The organism is Streptomyces justiciae (assembly GCF_015163075.1).
Taxonomy (GTDB): Bacteria; Actinomycetota; Actinomycetes; order Streptomycetales; family Streptomycetaceae; genus Streptomyces; species Streptomyces justiciae.
In genome coordinates, this window is record NZ_JADDXU010000008.1 from 55849 (window position 1) to 73033 (window position 17185).

Genomic DNA, 17185 nt, shown 5'->3' on the forward strand with positions numbered 1-17185 from the left:
TTTCTTCACGGCTCTCACACCCGACGCTACGCCCGGGGCGGGAGGGCCGCCATGCGGCGGCTGCTAGCGTGACGTGTTCACGATCATTTCTTGTTCTTTACGGGGGAACAGTGGTGAAGCTTCGCCATGTCCGCGCGCTGGCCGTCTTCGTCGGAGTGGTGGTCGCCCTGACCGGTGCCCGGCACTCGTCCGGGGCCGGATGCTCGGGACACAGCTCCAACTCGGACAGCTCGTCGCACAGTTCGACGGGCGGCAGCAGCAGCCACCACGACGACGATGACGACTCCGTCTCGGGCTCGGGCGGCGGCGTCTCCGAGACCACGCTGGGCCAGTCGACCCAGGACGTCACGATCAAGGAGTGCCGGGTCGAGGACCAGGGCCTGGTCGCCGACGTCCGCGCCACCAACAGCAGCACCACCGCGACGAACGACTACATGATCGAGGTCGTCTTCAAGGACGCCTCCGGCACCACGGTCGCTACCGAGCACAGCGGCATCTTCGGCGTCGCCCCGGGCGCCTCCGACTCCGTCCTCGTCACCGCGGCCGGCGCGACCGCCGCGGACGGCACCTGCGAGCTGTCCGAGGCGCAGGCCGTCAGCGCGTCCTGAACTCCGGCCGGCGGGCGGAGAACAGCTCCGCCTGCCGGTCGCCCGGCAGGTTGCCCAGCGAGATCAGATGCGGCGCCTGCGCGAACCCGGCGGCGAGCGCGGCCTCCCGCGCCGCCCACAGGGCCCGCACGGTGCCCTGCACCCCGGCGGCCGGCTGCGCGGCGATGACGGCGGCGGCTTCGGTCGCCCGGGCCAACACCTCGCCCGGCTCGGCGAGTTCGGAGACCAGCCCGATCTCGTACGCCCGCCGCGCGGACATCCGCTCCGCCGTCCCCATCAGCATCATCCGGGCGACCTCGCCGTACGGCATCCGCTGCGCCATGAGCACCGACTCGTAGGCGCTGACCATGCCGTAGGTGGTGTGCGGGTCGAAGAAGGTGGCGCCCGGATCGGCGACGACGAACTCACACTCCCCGAGCAGATAGAAGGCGCCGCCGCAGGCCATGCCCTGCACGGCGGCGATGACGGGCTTCCACAGATCGTTGGACTTGGGGCCGAGGTGGAGGAGCGGATCGTCCGCCATGTAGGGGGAGTTGGGCTGCGGCACGTCGGCGTCCCGGTCGATGCCGGTGCAGAAGGCGCGCTCGCCGCTGCCGGTGAGGACGACGGCGTTGACGGAGTCGTCGAACCTCAACGCGCGCCAAGTATCGACGAGTTGGTCCCTCAACTCGAGGTCGATGGCGTTGAGGCGCTGCGGCCGGTCAAGGGTGACGACGGCGACGCCGGTGTCCTTGTCGGCGCTGACCCGAAGACTCATGGCCGCTCCAGCACCCACTGCGGCAGCCCGCTCACCGGGTCGTGCACGAACCGCACCCGGGCGCCGATGCGGACGCGCTCGACCGGCAAGGAGTCGATCGGCGCCCCGGCCTCGCTGGCGAGGTTCCCGACCAGCCGGATGTGCGGCGCCTCTTCCAGCTCCACGACGATCACGTTGTACGGCGCCCGCTCGGCGTAGTCCGGCAGGAGCGGCGGGTGGGGGACGACGTACGACCAGACACGGCCGTGCCCCGAGACGGGCCGCCACTCGGTGCCGAAGGACCGGCAGTGGGGACAGCAGGGCCGGGGCGGGAAGCGGAGTTCGCCGCAGTCGGCGCAGGCCTGGACGCGGAGTTCGCCCTGGGCGGCATACCGCCAGAAGGGGGCGCCTTCGGGGTCGATGACGGGGGTCAGCATGGGGTCAGCTCCTGTTGGTGAGCAGCAGTGCGGACGTCGGGACACCCTCACCGGCGGTGACCAGGCAGGTGGCGGCACCGGGCACCTGAGCGGTACTGGTCCCTCTGAGCTGCTTCACGCCCTCGTTGATCAGATTGAACCCGTGGACGTAGGCCTCGCTGAGCCCGCCGCCGCCGGTGTTGATCGGCAGCCGCCCGCCACTCTCCAGCGCCCCCTGCTCGGTGAAGGCGCCGCCCTCGCCGCGCCCGCAGAACCCGTACCCCTCCAGGGAGAGCGGGATGAGGGCGGTGAAGGCGTCGTAGATCTGGGCGACGTCGACGTCTTCGGGGGTGAAGTCGGCGTGTTTCCACAGGTGTCGGGCGGCGGCCCACGACGGACCTGTCAGCGGGTCGTCGTTCCAGTAGTTGACCATGCCGTGGTGCTGGGCGGGCAGCCCCTGGGCGGCGGAGTGGACGTACACGGGCGGCTTGCGGCAGTCCCGCGCCCGCTCCCTGCTGACCACGACACACGCCAACGCCCCGTCCGTCTCCAGGCAGTTGTCGAAGAGGCAGAGGGGCTCGCTGATCCAGCGGGAGGTCATGTACATCTCGCGGGTGAGGGGGCGGTCGTACATGACGGCGGCCGGGTTCTGGTTGGCGCGGTTCCGGCAGGCGAGCGCGACGTTGAACAGATGGTCCCGGGTCGCGCCGTACTCGTGCATGTACCGGCGCGTGAGCATGGCGATCTCGTCGACGGGCCGGAGCAGGCCGTAGGGCCGGGTCCACTGGGCGGGCGTGGGGAGTTGGGCGACGGTGTTGCGCCACGGCCGGGGCCCGCTGCCCCGCTTCCGCGACCGCCAGGCGACCCCGACGGACGCCTGTCCGGAGGCGATGGCGGCGGCAAGGTGGGCCACAGTCGCACACGACCCGCCACCCCCGTACCCCACCCGGCTGAAGAAGGTGAGGTCGCCGAACCCGACGGCCTTCGCCAGCTCCACCTCGTCCGTCTCCTCCATGGTGAAGGAGGCGAGGGCGTCGACCTCGCCGGGGTCGATGCCGGCGTCGTCGAGGGCGGCGACCACGGCACGGCAGGCGAGCGTCCGCTCGTCCTCGGGGAGTTGCTTGGCGAAGGCGGTCTGTCCTATCCCGACGATCGCGGTGGCGTCCTTGATCCCGGCCATGCGCACACACCTCCACGCTGCTGAAGGGCTGCTGACAGGCCGTCAGGGTACAGCTAATCTGACGGGTAGTCAGCTCCGGGGTTGGGAGGCGTGCTGTGCGCGGTGATCTGGAGTGGGGCAGCGTTCCGGGACTGGTCCGGTCCGCGGTCGAGCGGTACCCGGACGTCGAGGCGGTGGTGGAGGGCCGTACGCGAGTGACGTACGCCGAGTTGGGCGCGCGGGTGGAGCGGTCGGCGGCGGCCTGTCTCGCTCATGGCATCGAGCCCGGTGACCGGGTGGCGATCTGGGCCCCGAACACCCTCGACTGGATCGTGGCCGCGCTGGGCGCGGTGTCGGCGGGCGCGGTCCTCGTCCCCCTCAACACCCGCTTCAAGGGCGCCGAGGCGGCGGATGTACTGCGCCGCAGCGGGGCGCGGCTGCTGTTCGTGACGGGGACGTTCCTGGGGACGTCGTACGTGGCGTCGCTGCGGCGCGCGGTGGGGGAGGGCGAGGGTCTGCCGGCGCTGGAACAGGTGGTGGTGCTCGCGGACGACGCCCCGGCGGACTACCGGACGCTGAAGGACTTCCTGGCGAGCGGGGAAGGGGTGGGGACGGCGGAGGTACGGGACCGGGCGGCGGCGGTCGAGGGGGTGTGGCCGTCGGACATCGTCTTCACCTCCGGTACGACGGGCCGTCCGAAGGGCGCGGTGATCACGCATGCGCAGACGCTGCGGGCGTACGAGATCTGGAGCGACCTCGCCGGTCTCCGCCAGGGCGACCGCTACCTCATCGTGAACCCCTTCTTCCACACCTTCGGCTACAAGGCGGGCGTGATCGCCTGCCTCATGCGGGGCGCGACGATGATCCCGCAGCCGGTGTTCAACGTGGACACGGTCCTGGCGAACATCGCATCGGAGGCGGTGTCGGTCCTCCCCGGCCCGCCGACACTCCTCCAGTCCCTCCTGGACCACCCGGCCCGGACGTCGTACGACCTCTCGGCGCTGCGCCTGGTGGTGACCGGCGCGGCCGTCGTCCCCCTGACCCTGGTCGAACGCCTGCGGGACGAACTCGGCGTGGCGACGGTCCTGACCGCGTACGGCCTCTCGGAGGCGAGCGGCATCGTCACGATGTGCCGCCGCGGCGACGCGCCGTCGGTCATCGCCTCGACGTCGGGCCGGGCGATCCCGGACACGGAGGTCCGCGTCGAGGCCCCGCTCGGCGAACCCGGCGAGGTCCTGGTCCGCGGCTTCAACGTCATGCGGGGCTACTTCGAGGACGAGGCGTCGACGTCGGAGGTCCTCTCCCCGGACGGCTGGCTGCGCACGGGCGACGTCGGGGTGCTCGATGAGGCCGGCAACCTCCGCATCACCGACCGCCTGAAGGACATGTTCATCGCCGGCGGCTTCAACGCGTACCCGGCGGAGATAGAGCAACTCCTGTCCCTGCACCCGGACGTGACGGACGTGGCGGTGATCGGCGTACCCGACGCCCGCCTGGGCGAGGTCGGCAAGGCGTACGTGGTGCGGCGCGAGGGCGCCGTCCTGACGGCGGACGACCTGATCGCGTGGGCGCGCCGGGAGATGGCGAACTACAAGGTGCCGAGGGCGGTGGAGTTCGTGGGGGAGCTGCCTCGGAATGCGAGCGGGAAGGTGGTGAAGGGGGAGCTGCGGGCGATGGGTGAATGGTGAGTTTGTTTCGCGCGAGGCTCTGCCGACCTGCGGGTTTGCGCGCGGCATGTGAAACAAAGTCACCAATCTCCGACTCAGCCCAGGGCCGCCCGGATCTGGGTGAGCATGTGGGTGGGGTGGTGGAAGACGTCCTCGGCTGTGAAGCGGAGGACGGTGCGGATCTGGGGGGAGCGCAGGAGGTCGCTGAAGCGGGTGATGTCTCGGCGGTGGGCCTCGCGGGTGCCGTGGTAGGCATAGCCCTCGATCTCCACCGCCAGGCCCGCCCTTCGGAAGAAGAAGTCGAGGAAGCGGCGGCGGCCTCCCGGGATGTGGATCTCGGCCTGAGTTTCGGGGCGCAGGCCGGCGTCGAGCATGCGTAGGCGGGCCACCGTCTCGGCGGGGGATCCGGCGCCGCGATCGGCGAGGCGCAGCCACTGGCGCGCGCGGGTCGCTCCGCGAAGGGGTGGCTCGAGTGAGATGGAGAGCGCAGCCCAGGTGGTGAGTGGCGGGCGCCGGACTCCGTCGACGCTTCGGTAGCCGAGTGCGGACTCGACGGCCACGAGGGCGTCGTCCCGCGGGCCGGCGCGAAGGAGGTCCGCCAGGGTGCGGGGTACGTCCGTGACGCGGAGACCCGCCTGCTGTACGACGTCGGCTTCGGCTACGGGGATACGGTGGACGCGCACCCTGGGGCCGCGCTGCTGAGAGGTTCGCTCGGGGTCGGTGAACTCCGCCTCTGGCTTCGGTACTTGGCGTCCGACGCCGGTGTCCAGGACCTCGATGCGCCAGATCCGCGCCGCCGAACGGTGGCTCACGACGAGCCGCGGTTCGAGGAGCTGGAAGGCCTTGAGCCGCAAGCGCACGTCCACCTCGCGCCCCGGCTCGACCCAGGCGCCGTTCCGGACCCGCGTCCAGCCCTCCACGCTCAGCCTCCGGCTGAGCGGAACCCGGGACCATCCGGCCGCCAACGCCCGCGAGGTGAGCAGCACGCCGTCCTCGGCCAGAGTCGCCAGTTCGCCCCACTCCGCAGACTGCATGCGGACACTTTCACCGAGCTGACGCCCGTGCGTTCGGCCCTGTGGATAACGGCCGAGCCGCAGATCGAGGGCGGTACGGCGCGGAGTGTGGCCGGGGGTGCTCAGGTTCCGGGCTGTTCAGCCGGCGACTCAGGGGCATGCGTAATGGGGCCGAGTAGGAACTCGACCCCATTACGTGGTGGCCCGGGCCGCGTTACTCCGAGACGCTCGTGGCGTGGACGTTGTCCGTGGTCACGGGCGTGCTCGTGGCGTGGACGTTGGCAGAGGCCGAGGCTGCGGCACCGCCCACCGCGGCGACGGCAATGGCAACGGTGACGAGGACCTTCTTGGCGCGGGTCATCCCGAACTCCTTGGTGTCAGCGACGGCTTGCGTACGAAGAGTGACCCTAGTGACGGGCGGGTGACTGTTCGAGTGGTGCGAACGGATCCGGCCGCGGATTGTCTTGATCGTTTCGAATACAGCTCGGCCGCGACGGCTCCCCCTCCGCGCCGCCGCGGCCGATCCCCGTGGGGTGGTGGTCAGATGCGCTCGGTCGTCGCGTGGGCGTCGAGCGTGGTGACCTCTTCCGTGCCGGTGGCGTGAGCGTCCTCCGGCTTGAGCTCCTCGCCGGTGGCGTGGGCATCCTGGGTGGTCACCAGGGTCTCGCCGGTGGCGTGGGCGTCGAGCGTGGTGACGTCCTCCGTGCCGGTGGCGTGGGCGTCGTTGGGCTTGAGCTCGTTCGTGTCGGCCATGACGGTCAACTCCCTGATGTACGTGAAGGACTGGAAGCGACCCGTCCGGCGACTCCCCCGAGGGCCGCCGGACGGGTTCGCAAGGCCGTTCACCTTAACGGTGTGGCCACAGTGCCGAGCCGTCTGCCCCCCGACGCGGCGCCCCGGCACTGATGAGACTGCCGGGTCGCGATAAACGAACGATGAACGCCCCGCCCCCGCAGGTCAGGCGACCGCGGCGGGGTTCAGGAGGGCACGGACCCCGTCGGCCTCGGGAGAGCCGAGTTCGTCGAACACGTTCAGCGCTTCCCGCCAGCACACTTGGGCCCGGTCGGTGTGCCCGATCAGCAGCAGGGCGCGGCCGAGTGTCGTGAGTACGTTGGCGCGTCGCCACTCGCCGCCGATGCCGCGCAGCACGACGAGTGCCTGTTCGGCGTGGGAGGCAGCGAGTGCGGGCGAACGTTCGGCGAGATGGAGCTCCGCCAGCCGGAACAACGTCATGCCGTGCCAGAGGAGTTGCCTGCTGTCGCGGAACACCTCCAGTGCGGAGGAGAGGGCCGAGCGCGCCTCGGTCGTTCGCCCGGCGCTGGTGAGAGCCAGGCCCAAGGCGTACTTCCCGTTCGCGAGCCGTAGTGCCTGGCCCGTACGGTCCTGTTCGTAGATCTCGACTCCGGCCCGTGCCAGTGCCACGGCGCTCTCCGTGCGTCCGGTGGCCAGGTGGACGCGCGAGAGGTTGCACTGGGCGGAGGCGGTGCCGGGCTGGTTGCCGTCTGTCCGGAAAGCCTCAAGCGCGCGTTCGAAGTGGGCTTCCGCGTCGGCATGGCGCCCCTCGTAGAGGGCGATGATCCCCCGTTGGTTGGGGGCCTGCCCGCAGGCGACGGGATCGTTGGCGGCCAACCCGAGGTCCATCGCCCGCCTTCCCTCCTCCTCCGACTCGGAGAAGCGCCCGCACACGCTGTGCACGTGGCTGAGCATGGTGCGAGCCCTGCCTTCCGCCCAGGGGTCACCGGCGGCTCGGGCGGCGGCGCTCACGGCGGTGGCGGCCTGGGTGTACTGCAACGGGTTCGCACCCGACTCGCCGAGATCGACCGCGGCCATCAGCAGGTCGGCCGCCTTTCTCTGCATCCCCGTGGCCGCCGACTGCTGGGCGCAGGCCAACAGGCAGTTCGACTCGTTGAAGAGCCATTCCAGGGCACGATCGCGGTTCGGGAACGCAAGGCCGGGATGCTCCGTCTCCGCGAAGTGGTCCAGCACGCGTTCGCCCGGCCGCTCGATCGCATAGACGCTGGCCGCCGTCGCCAGATAGAAGTCCAGCAACCGGGAAAGCGCCGCCCCCCGTTCCTCCGGCGGCCATTCGTCCCGTTCCGCGCACGCACGCGCGTAGAGGCGTACCAGGTCGTGGAAGCGGTAGCGGCCCGGGGCCGCCGACTCCAGGAGGGACGTGTCGACCAAGGATTCCAGCAGGTCCTCGGTGTCCTCCACCGCCAGGTCCAGCATCGCCGCTGCCGCCGCCAGGGAGATGTCCGGGCCGTCGGCCAGGCCGAGCAGGCGGAACGCGCGGGCCTGGGTGGGTTCCAGAGCGCCGTAGCCCAGCTCGAACGTCGCCTTCACCGCCAGGTCGCCCGCCTGGAGTTCGTCCAGTCTCCGTCGCTCGTCCGCGAGTTTCGCCGCCAGGACCGAGACCGTCCACGTGCGGCGGGCCGCCAGGCGGGACGCCGCGATGCGGATCGCCAGGGGGAGAAAGCCGCAGGCCGCCACCACGTCCAGTGCCGCCTCGCGTTCGGAGGCCACGCGTTCCTCGCCGACGATCCTCGTGAAGAGCTGGAGCGCCTCGTCGGGGGACATCACGTCCAGGTCCACCAGGTGCGCGCCGGCGAGGTCCACCATCCGGACCCGGGACGTCACCAGCGCCGCGCAGCCCTCCGTGCCGGGCAGCAGCGGGCGGACCTGTGCCGCGTCCCGCGCGTTGTCCAGCAGGACCAGCACCCGTCTGCCGTCCAGCACCGAGCGGTACAACGCCGCCCGCTCCTCCAGCGAGTCCGGGATCGCCGAGTCCGCGGTGCCGAGCGCCCGCAGGAACGCGCCCAGGACCGTCTCAGGTTCCGCCGCCCGCTGCCCGGCGCCCTGGAGGTCGACGTACAACTGGCCGTCGGGGAACGCCGAGCGGGCCTGGTGGGCGACATGGACGGCGAGGGTCGTCTTGCCCACGCCGCCGATGCCCGCCAGCGCCGACACCGCCATCACACGACCCTCGGAGGACGCCAGGACCTCGCCCAGCTCGGCCACGAAGGACGCGCGGCCCGTGAAGTCCGGGACCGTTGCCGGGAGTTGGGCCGGGCGGACCGGGGTCGCGGCGGGCTCCGCCCGCGGGGACGACGGTTCCGCGAGGCCGGGGTCCGCCTGGAGGATGCGCTGTTGGAGTTCCTTCAGCCCGGGTCGCGGGTCGACGCCCAGTTCGTCCGCGAGCAGGCGTCGCGTGTCCGCGTACACGGCGAGGGCCTCCGCCTGCCGGCCGCTGCGGTACAGCGCCAGCATCAGCAGCTCGCGCAGGCGTTCACGCAGTGGGTGCGCCGCGGTCAGTGCCGTGAGTTCCGAGACCGCCTCCGCGTGGCAGCCCTGCTCCAGGTCCATGTCGAGGCGGGATTCGAGGAGTTGGAGGCGCCATTCCTCCAGACGTACCCGTTGCGAGGACGCGTACGGGCCCGGCACGCCCGCCAGCACCTCGCCGTCCCACAACGCCAGGGCGCGGGCGAGCACTTCACGCGCGTGGCACAGGTCCCCGGCGCCGCGCGCCTTCTCCGCCTCCGTCGCCCACTCCTGCGCCACCGTCACGTCCAGCGCGCCCTCGCCGAGCGAACGGATCGCGTAGCCGCCCGCGTCGCTGACCAGCACGCCGGGGTCCAGGACCTTGCGCAGCCGGGAGGCGTACGTCCGGACCGCGGCGAGGGCCTGCGACGGGGGCTCCTCCCCCCACAGGGCGTCGATCAGCTCGGCCGCGGTGGCCGTACGGCCCTCCCGCAGGAGCAGGGCCGCGAGCAGGGCCCGTTGCTGGGGCGAGCCCATCGCCAGGGGCTCCTCGCCGCGCCAGGCGCGCACCGGTCCGAGCACGCTGAAGCGCAGCGGCGGTACGGGCTCCGTCGAGGAGCCGGGACGCCGCTGCTCAGGCACCCGCGGTACACCGTCCATCGCGTCCCCCTAAACACAGTGAGCAACCCCGCCAGTTTGCCTTGTTCATGGCAGATGCGTCAGCTGTGGAGAGGCTGATCACAGGTAGGCGCGCGGTAAATCACAAGGCCCTCACGCCCCCTCCGCACAATTCCGCGCACAAACCATCATGACCGGGCATGGTCGCCGTAGCTGACGGGTCATCAGATCGGCGCTACCGTGGCCCCCATGGAGACCACCACCGGAAACACCTTCCCGTTGATCATCTCCGTCGACGACCACACCGTTGAGCCCGCCGACGTCTGGCAGAACCGGCTTCCGAAGAAGTACCTGGACGTCGGTCCCCGCATAGTCCGCGCCCCGCTGAAGGAAATGACCTTCCTGGGCGGGCGGTTCAAGCCCGTCATGGGCACCCCCGGGCAGACCGACGGCCCGATCGGCGACTGGTGGGTGTACGAGGACCTGCACCGCCCGCTCACCCGCCTCGACACCGCCGTCGGCTACAGCAGGGACGAGATCAAGCTCGAGATCATCACGTACGAGCAGATGCGGCAGGGGTCGTACGACGTTCCGTCCCGCCTCGCCGACATGGACGTCAACCACGTCCAGTCCGCCCTCTGCTTCCCCACCTTCCCGCGCTTCTGCGGCCAGACCTTCACCGAGGCCGCGGACCACGAGCTGGGGCTGCTGTGCATCCAGGCGTACAACGACTGGATGGTGGAGGAGTGGTGCGGCCCCGCGGCCCGGGGGCGGCTCATCCCGCTCACCCTCATCCCGCTCTGGGACGCCGAGTTGGCCGCCGCCGAGGTCCGCCGCATGGCGGCGAAGGGGGTCCGCGCCGTCGCCTTCTCCGAGATACCCCCGCACCTCGGCCTGCCCTCCGTCCACACCGACGCCTGGGACCCCTTCCTCGCCGCGTGCGACGAGACCGGCACCGTCATCGCCATGCACATCGGCTCCTCCAGCCGCATGCCCTCCACCTCCGCCGACGCCCCGCCCGCCGTCGGCTCCACCATCACCTTCGCCAACTGCTGCTTCTCGATGGTGGACTGGCTGATGAGCGGCAAGTTCGAGCGCTTCCCGAACCTGAAGGTGATGTACGCGGAGGGCCAGATCGGCTGGATTCCCTACATCCTCGAACGCGCCGACGTGGTGTGGGAGGAGAACCGCGGCTGGGGCGGGGTCGCCGACAAGGTCCACCGCCCCCCGTCCGAACTCTTCGCCGAACACGTCTACGGCTGCTTCTTCGACGACGCCTTCGGCCTCAGGAACCTCGACGCCATCGGCCTCGCCAACGTCCTCTACGAGACCGACTACCCGCACTCAGACTCCACTTGGCCGAAGTCGAGGGAGGTCGGCGAGTCCCAGATGGGCCACCTGGAGCCGGACGCGATCGAACGGATCGTGCGAGGCAACGCCATCGACCTGCTCGGGCTCACGCCCGACGGACTGTGGGACGGTCCCCGGTGATCGAGTACGGCATCCAACTCCCCGTCCAGTCCCAGAGCACCATCTACGCCGAGCCCTGGGAGGCCGCCGCCGGGCCGGAGGATCTCGTTGCCGTGGCCCGCGCCGCCGAGAGTGCCGGGTTCGCGTACGTCGCGAGTTGTGATCACGTCGCCGTGCCGCGGCGGCTCGCCTCCGCGATGAGTACCGTCTGGTACGACCCCGTCGCCACGCTCGCCCACCTCGCCGCCGTGACCGAGCGGATTCGGCTGCTGAGTCATGTCGCCGTCGTGGGGCTGCGGCATCCGCTGCTCAGTGCGAAGCAGTACGCCACCCTCGATCACCTCAGCGGGGGGCGGCTGATCCTCGGGGTCGGGGCCGGGCATGTGGCGGAGGAGTTCGAGGTGTTGGGGTTGGACTTCCGGCAGCGGGGTGCCTTGCTGGATGAGTGCCTCGACGCGTTGCGGGTCGCGCTGGGGGCCGATGAGTTTCCCGAGCATCACGGGAAGTTCTATGACTTCCAGGGGCTGGGGCAGCGGCCACGGCCCGCCCAGCCGCGCGTTCCCCTCTGGGTTGGCGGGTCCTCGCCCGCCGCCGTTCGGCGGGCCGCGCTCAAAGGGGACGGCTGGCTGCCGCAGGGCGATCCGCGGGACCGGCTGCCCGCGCAGATCGCCGAGCTGACGCGGATACGCGAGGAGGCGGGCATCGAGGCGCCGCTGACCATCGGAGCCATCGTCGAGCCCCTCTACATCGGGCGGCCCGCGTGGGACGTCGGGCGCCGTGCCCTCACCGGCTCTCCGGAGGCGCTCGCCGAGTCCCTGCGGGCCTATCGGGCGATGGGCGTGCACCAGATCCAGGTGCGGTTCCGCAGCCGCAGCCGTACCGAACTCACCGACCAGATGGCGGCCTTCGGGACCGAAGTGGCGCCCCACCTCTGAGGAGATGCCGGATGGGCAAGCTGGACGGACGCGTCGTCATCGTCACCGGCGCGGCACGCGGACAGGGGGAGCAGGAGGCGCGGCTGTTCAAGGAGGAGGGGGCGGAGGTCGTCCTCGCCGATGTTCTTGACGAACAGGGGGAAGCGCTCGCTACGGACATCGGCGCGCGGTACGTCCATCTCGACGTCGGCGACGAAGGGCAGTGGCGGGACGCCGTGAGTGTCGTCAAGAACGCCTTCGGGCGCGTCGACGGGCTCGTCAACAACGCCGGCATCCTGCGCTTCAACTCCCTCGTCGACACGCCCCTCGACGAGTTCATGCAGATCGTGAGGGTCAACCAGGTCGGCTGCTTCCTCGGCATCAAGACCGTCGCGCCGGTCATGGAGGACGGCGGCACCATCGTCAACACCGCCTCCTACACGGGCGTGACCGGCATGGCCGCCGTCGGCAGCTACGCCGCCAGCAAGCACGCCGTCCTCGGCCTCACCCGGGTCGCCGCCCTGGAACTCGCCGGCCGGGGCATCCGCGTCAACGCCCTGTGCCCCGGCGCCATCGACACCGCCATGTCCAACCCGGCCCAACTGGACCCCGGGGCCGACGTGGAGGGGATGAGCCGGGCCCTCGACCAGCTGTACCGCAAGCTAGTGCCGCTCGGGCGGATCGGCCGGCCGGAGGAGGTGGCGCGGCTCGCGCTGTTCCTGACGTGCCAGGACTCGTCGTACATCACCGGGCAGCCGTTCGTGATCGACGGCGGGTGGCTGGCGGGGGTCAGTGTCGCCTGACTGGTCGTCAGGTATTGACCTTTCTGACGGTACGTCAGAAAGTCGTAGCACTCAGCAGACCCACCTGTCTTGGGATGGTGAACCGCCGTGGAATTCGGGCTCTTTGTACAGGGATACGTGGGCAAGCGCGCCGAGACCGACCCGCTCGCCGAGCACAAGGCGCTGATGGAGGAGACCGAGTACGTCATCCAGGCGGACAAGTCCGGGTTCAAGTACGCCTGGGCCTCCGAGCACCACTTCCTGGAGGAGTACTCGCACCTCTCCGCCAACGACGTGTTCCTCGGCTACCTCGCGCACGCGACCGAGCGCATCCATCTCGGCTCCGGGATCTTCAACCCCCTCGCCCAGGTCAACCACCCCGTGAAGGTCGCCGAGAAGGTCGCCATGCTCGACCATCTCTCCGAGGGGCGCTTCGAGTTCGGGTCGGGCCGCGGGGCGGGCTCGCACGAGATCCTCGGGTTCATACCGGGGGTGACCGACATGAACTACACCAAGGAGATCTGGGAAGAGACCATCGCCGAGTTCCCCAAGATGTGGCTCCAGGACGAGTACGTCGGCTTCCAGGGCAAGCACTGGCAGCTGCCGCCGCGCAAGGTCCTGCCGAAGCCGTACGGGAAGTCGCACCCGGCGATGTGGTACGCGGCCGGGTCGCCGCCGTCGTACGCCATGGCCGCGAAGAAGGGGCTCGGGGTGCTGGGGTTCAGCATCCAGAAGGTGTCCGACATGGAGTGGGTGCTGGAGCAGTACAAGAACTCCGTCGTGAACGCCGAGCCGGTCGGGGACTTCGTCAACGACAACGTCATGGTGACGACGACCGCGATCTGCGCGCCCACGCACGCGGAGGCGATCGAGATCGCGGTGAATGGTGGGCTGCACTATCTGCCCTCGCTGGTGTTCCGGTACCACGACACCTTCCCGCGGCCCGAGGGGTTCCCTGTCTGGCCTGAGACGTTGCCGGAGTACACCCCCGAGTTCGTGGAGCTGCTCATCGAGGAGGAACTGCTGATCTGTGGGGACCCGGCGGAGGTGCTCACGCAGTGCAAGCGGTGGGAGCAGGCCGGGGCCGATCAGTTGAGCTTCGGGTTGCCGGTGGGGGTGCCGAAGGAGGAGACGTTGCAGACGATTCGGTTGATCGGGGAGCACGTGATTCCGAAGATCGACACGGATCCTGTGCATCGGACGTCCCGGTTCCGGGCGGCCGTGTAAGCGCCGTTGCGGGGTGCGGGTCCGATGTGGCTGGTCGCGCAGTTCCCCGCGCCCCTAAAGGCAGATCACCGGAGCGCACCTCCAGGAGGCAACCGGCATGTTCGATCACGTCATCAAGGGCGCCACCGTCGTCGATGGCACCGGAGCGCCCGGCTTCGTTGCCGACGTCGGCATTCGTGATGGTCGTATCGCCGCGATCGGAGCGGACATCACCGGCGAAGCCGTCACCACAGAGGACGCTCACGGCCTCGTCCTCGCCCCCGGATTCGTCGACCCCCACACCCACTACGACGCCCAGCTGTTCTGGGACCCGTACGCCACGCCCTCCCTCAACCATGGCGTCACCACCGTCGCCGCCGGCAACTGCGGGTTCACGCTTGCCCCGTTGAAGCCGGGGGACGCCGACTACACGCGGCGCATGATGTCCAAGGTCGAGGGGATGTCCCTGGTGGCGCTGGAGGAGGGGGCGCCTTGGAGTTGGCAGTCGTTCGGGGAGTACCTCGATGCCCTTGAGGGGCGGATCGCCGTCAACGCCGGGTTCATGGTGGGGCATTGTGCGCTGCGGCGGTATGTGATGGGGCCGGATGCCGTGGGCGGGCAGCCCAGTGACGAGCAGCTCGACGCCATGCTGCGGCTGTTCCATGAGGCCATGGACGCCGGGGCGTGGGGGCTGTCCACCACCCAGTCGACCACGCACTCCGATGGGGATGGCCAACCGGTCGCCTCCCGGCATGCCTTGCCCGCCGAACTCGTCGCGCTCTCCAAGGCGGTGGGCGAGCACGAGGGGACGCAGATCGAGGCCATCGTCGCCGGGTGTCTCGACCAGTTCAGCGACGCCGAGATCGAGTTGTTCGTGGAGATGAGCGCGGCGGCCGGGCGGCCGCTCAATTGGAACGTGCTCACCATCGACGCCACCGTCCCCGAACGTGTCCCGCGCCAGCTGTTCGCCAGTGAGCAGGCGCGCAAGGCCGGTGGGCGGATCGTCGCCCTCACCATGCCGATCCTCACGCCGATGAACATGTCCCTGGGGACCTTCTGCGCCCTCAACCTCATCCCCGGCTGGGGCCCGATCCTCGGCCTGCCCGTGCCCGAGCGGATCGAGAAGCTCCGTGACCCGGACGTACGGGCCGGGATGCTGGAGCGCGCCCACTCCAAGGAGGCCGGCGTCTTCCGGCGGCTGGCGAACTTCGGGCGGTACGTCATCGGCGACACGTACAGCGAGGCGAACCGTGGGCTCAGCGGACGGGTCGTGCGGGACATCGCGGAGGAGCGGGGGCAGGACCCGTTCCAGTGTCTCGTCGAGATCTGCGCCGCCGACGACCTGCGTACCGTCCTGTGGCCCATGCCCACCGACAACGACCCCGCCTCCTGGGCGCTGCGCGCCGAGACCTGGCAGCACGAGGACGTGCTGCTCGGCGGCTCCGACGCGGGGGCGCATCTGGACCGGATGTGCGGGGCGCCGTACACGACCCGGTTCATCGGGGACTGTCTGCGCGGGCGGAAACTCGCCACGCTGGAGCAGGCGGTGAAGATGCTGACCGACGACCCGGCGCGGCTCTTCGGGCTGCGCGAGCGGGGGCAGATACGGGAGGGCTGGCATGCCGACCTCGTGCTCTTCGACCCGGAGCGGATCGACGCGGGCACGGCCACCCTGGTGCACGACCTGCCGGGTGACAGCCCGCGGCTGGACTCCAAGGCGCTCGGGATACGGGCCGTGTGGGTCAACGGGGTCGAGGCGATCCGCGACGACGCGGTGAGCGGGGCGGTGCCCGGGAAGGTGCTGCGCTCGGGGCGGGACACCCGGACGGTGAGCACCCGGTGAAGGAGCGGCTGAGTGAGCGGTCGGGCGAGCGGTCGGGTGAGCGGCTGTTCATCGGGGGCGAGTGGACCCAGCCGGACGGTGGGCACTACGCCGTGGTCGACCCGGCCACCGAGGAGACCGTCGGGTGGGCGCCGGAGGCCTCGCTGGATCAGGTGCACGCGGCCTGCGCCGCGGCCCGCGAGGCCTTCGGGTCATGGTCGCGTACGGCGCCCGAGGAGCGGGCGGCGATCCTCGCCCGGGCCGCCGACGTGATCGGCAGCCGCTTCGTGCCGTACGCCGAACTCGCCCAGGCGGAGACCGGGGCGACGACCGGTACTGCGCGGGCGATGCAGGTCGGGGTCGGGGTCGCCCGGTTCCGGCGGTACGCGCGCGTGGAGAGCGCCGAGTGGGCGATCCCGCCGCAGATCAACGAGGCCGGGCCGATGGGGAAGGCCGGGGTCATGGGGGCGCTGGCCGTCCGCCAGCCCGTCGGGGTGGTCACCTGCATCACCTCGTACAACAACCCCTGGGCCAACCCCGCCGGCAAGATCGCCCCCGCCCTCGCGATGGGCAACACCGTCGTCGTGAAGCCCGCCCCGCAGGACCCCCTGTCCGTCTACCGGATGGCGGAGGCGTTGGAGGCGGCCGGGCTGCCGAGGGGCGTGCTCAGCGTGGTCTCCGGGCGCTCGGTCGACGTCGGTGAGGCCGCCGTCGACTCGCCCGACGTCGACATGGTGTCCTTCACCGGTTCCACCGCCGTCGGCCAGCGCATCGCCGAGGTGTGCGGGCGCGGCATGAAACGGCAGCTGATGGAGCTCGGCGGGAAGGGCGCGGCGGTCGTCTTCGACGATGCCGACGTCGCCTCGGCGGTGGCCGGGATCGGGACGACCTTCTCCTTCTACAGCGGGCAGATCTGCACCGCGCCGACGCGCGTGCTGGCCCAACGGGGCGTGTACGACCGGCTGGTGGAGGGCCTCGCCGGCTACGCCGGGCGGCTGAAGGTCGGGGACCCGCGCGAACCGGACACGGTGGTCGGACCGGTGATCTCCGACCGGCACCGGGAGCGCGTGGAGTCGTACGTCGAACTCGGCCGCAAGGAAGGCGCGACGCTCGTCGCGGGCGGCGAACGGCCGCCGTACGAGCGCGGCTTCTACGTGGCCCCCACCCTCCTCGCGGACTGCACCAACGCCATGCGCGTTGCCCGCGAGGAGATCTTCGGGCCGGTCGTCTCCGTCATCCCCTTCGACGACGAGGAGGAGGGCATCGCCCTCGCCAACGACTCCGACTACGGCCTCATCGACTACGTCTGGTCCGGCGACGTCGCCCGCGCCTTCCGGGTGGCCCGGCGGCTGCGGGCGGGCGGGGTCGGCGTGAACACCGTCGGGCGGAACATGGAGGCGCCGTTCGGGGGGTTCAAGAAGAGCGGGGTGGGCCGGGACGTGGGGTCGTACGCGCTGCACGCCTACAGCGAGGTGCAGGCGATCGTCTGGCCGGGGTGAGCGGCCTTCGAGTGGTT

At 70.7% G+C, this 17185-nt stretch carries 15 protein-coding genes; 8 read left to right on the forward strand and 7 right to left on the reverse strand.

Annotation, left to right across the window (positions count from 1 at the left end; all coding sequences use genetic code 11):
* Positions 1-113: 113 nt before the first annotated feature.
* Positions 114-608 carry a hypothetical protein gene (locus IQ210_RS22555; RefSeq protein ID WP_194080892.1) on the forward strand — a complete coding sequence of 165 codons (495 nt, stop codon included), beginning with the start codon at positions 114-116 and terminating at the stop codon, positions 606-608.
* Here IQ210_RS22555 and IQ210_RS22560 read toward each other — a convergent pair.
* The 3 genes from IQ210_RS22560 to IQ210_RS22570 are packed head-to-tail and all read right to left on the reverse strand — an operon-like array spanning position 595 to position 2940.
* Complete coding sequence (locus IQ210_RS22560; RefSeq protein ID WP_194080893.1) at positions 595-1365, reverse strand: enoyl-CoA hydratase/isomerase family protein; 771 nt, start codon at positions 1363-1365, stop codon at positions 595-597. The two genes, IQ210_RS22555 and IQ210_RS22560, sit on opposite strands and share 14 nt — an antisense overlap.
* Entirely contained in the window at positions 1362-1781 is a 420-nt protein-coding gene (locus tag IQ210_RS22565) for a Zn-ribbon domain-containing OB-fold protein (RefSeq protein ID WP_194080894.1), read from the reverse strand. The genes IQ210_RS22560 and IQ210_RS22565 overlap by 4 nt, the downstream gene beginning before the upstream one ends.
* A gap of 4 nt (positions 1782-1785) precedes the next feature.
* On the reverse strand, positions 1786-2940 hold the full coding sequence (locus IQ210_RS22570; protein WP_194080895.1) for a lipid-transfer protein: 1155 nt from the start codon (positions 2938-2940) through the stop codon (positions 1786-1788).
* A gap of 95 nt (positions 2941-3035) precedes the next feature.
* Between IQ210_RS22570 and IQ210_RS22575 the strand changes: the two genes are divergently transcribed.
* A complete protein-coding gene (locus IQ210_RS22575; protein WP_194080896.1) occupies positions 3036-4607 on the forward strand; it encodes a FadD3 family acyl-CoA ligase in 1572 nt (523 codons plus the stop codon).
* Positions 4608-4681: 74 nt separating this feature from the next.
* On the opposite strand, the gene IQ210_RS22580 is transcribed toward IQ210_RS22575, so the two are convergent.
* The 4 genes from IQ210_RS22580 to IQ210_RS22595 all read right to left on the reverse strand — a co-directional run bounded on the left by IQ210_RS22580 (position 4682) and on the right by IQ210_RS22595 (position 9517).
* On the reverse strand, positions 4682-5620 hold the full coding sequence (locus tag IQ210_RS22580) for a hypothetical protein (protein WP_194080897.1): 939 nt from the start codon (positions 5618-5620) through the stop codon (positions 4682-4684).
* Positions 5621-5813: 193 nt separating this feature from the next.
* Entirely contained in the window at positions 5814-5960 is a 147-nt protein-coding gene (locus tag IQ210_RS22585; protein ID WP_194080898.1) for a hypothetical protein, read from the reverse strand.
* A gap of 179 nt (positions 5961-6139) precedes the next feature.
* Positions 6140-6352, reverse strand: coding sequence for a hypothetical protein (locus tag IQ210_RS22590; RefSeq protein ID WP_194080899.1), 213 nt, complete (start codon positions 6350-6352; stop codon positions 6140-6142).
* Between the two features lie 204 nt (positions 6353-6556).
* Complete coding sequence (locus IQ210_RS22595) at positions 6557-9517, reverse strand: AfsR/SARP family transcriptional regulator (protein WP_194080900.1); 2961 nt, start codon at positions 9515-9517, stop codon at positions 6557-6559.
* 207 nt (positions 9518-9724) lie between these two features.
* Between IQ210_RS22595 and IQ210_RS22600 the strand changes: the two genes are divergently transcribed.
* The 6 genes from IQ210_RS22600 to IQ210_RS22625 all read left to right on the forward strand — a co-directional run bounded on the left by IQ210_RS22600 (position 9725) and on the right by IQ210_RS22625 (position 17168).
* A complete protein-coding gene (locus IQ210_RS22600) occupies positions 9725-10966 on the forward strand; it encodes an amidohydrolase family protein (protein ID WP_194080901.1) in 1242 nt (413 codons plus the stop codon).
* The gene (locus IQ210_RS22605; protein WP_194080902.1) at positions 10963-11880 is read left to right on the forward strand and encodes an LLM class F420-dependent oxidoreductase; all 918 of its coding nucleotides are present in this window, start codon (positions 10963-10965) and stop codon (positions 11878-11880) included. Before IQ210_RS22600 ends, IQ210_RS22605 begins: the two co-directional genes overlap by 4 nt.
* An 11-nt stretch (positions 11881-11891) precedes the next feature.
* Positions 11892-12662 (forward strand): SDR family NAD(P)-dependent oxidoreductase, encoded by a 771-nt coding sequence (locus IQ210_RS22610; RefSeq protein ID WP_194080903.1) that lies wholly within the window; start codon positions 11892-11894, stop codon positions 12660-12662.
* 87 nt (positions 12663-12749) lie between these two features.
* Positions 12750-13868: an LLM class flavin-dependent oxidoreductase gene (locus IQ210_RS22615; protein ID WP_194080904.1), complete on the forward strand. Its 1119-nt coding sequence runs from the start codon at positions 12750-12752 to the stop codon at positions 13866-13868.
* A gap of 97 nt (positions 13869-13965) precedes the next feature.
* The gene (locus tag IQ210_RS22620) at positions 13966-15690 is read left to right on the forward strand and encodes an N-acyl-D-amino-acid deacylase family protein (RefSeq protein WP_194080905.1); all 1725 of its coding nucleotides are present in this window, start codon (positions 13966-13968) and stop codon (positions 15688-15690) included.
* Positions 15687-17168, forward strand: coding sequence for an aldehyde dehydrogenase family protein (locus IQ210_RS22625; RefSeq protein WP_322656507.1), 1482 nt, complete (start codon positions 15687-15689; stop codon positions 17166-17168). The genes IQ210_RS22620 and IQ210_RS22625 overlap by 4 nt, the downstream gene beginning before the upstream one ends.
* Positions 17169-17185 lie beyond the last annotated feature (17 nt).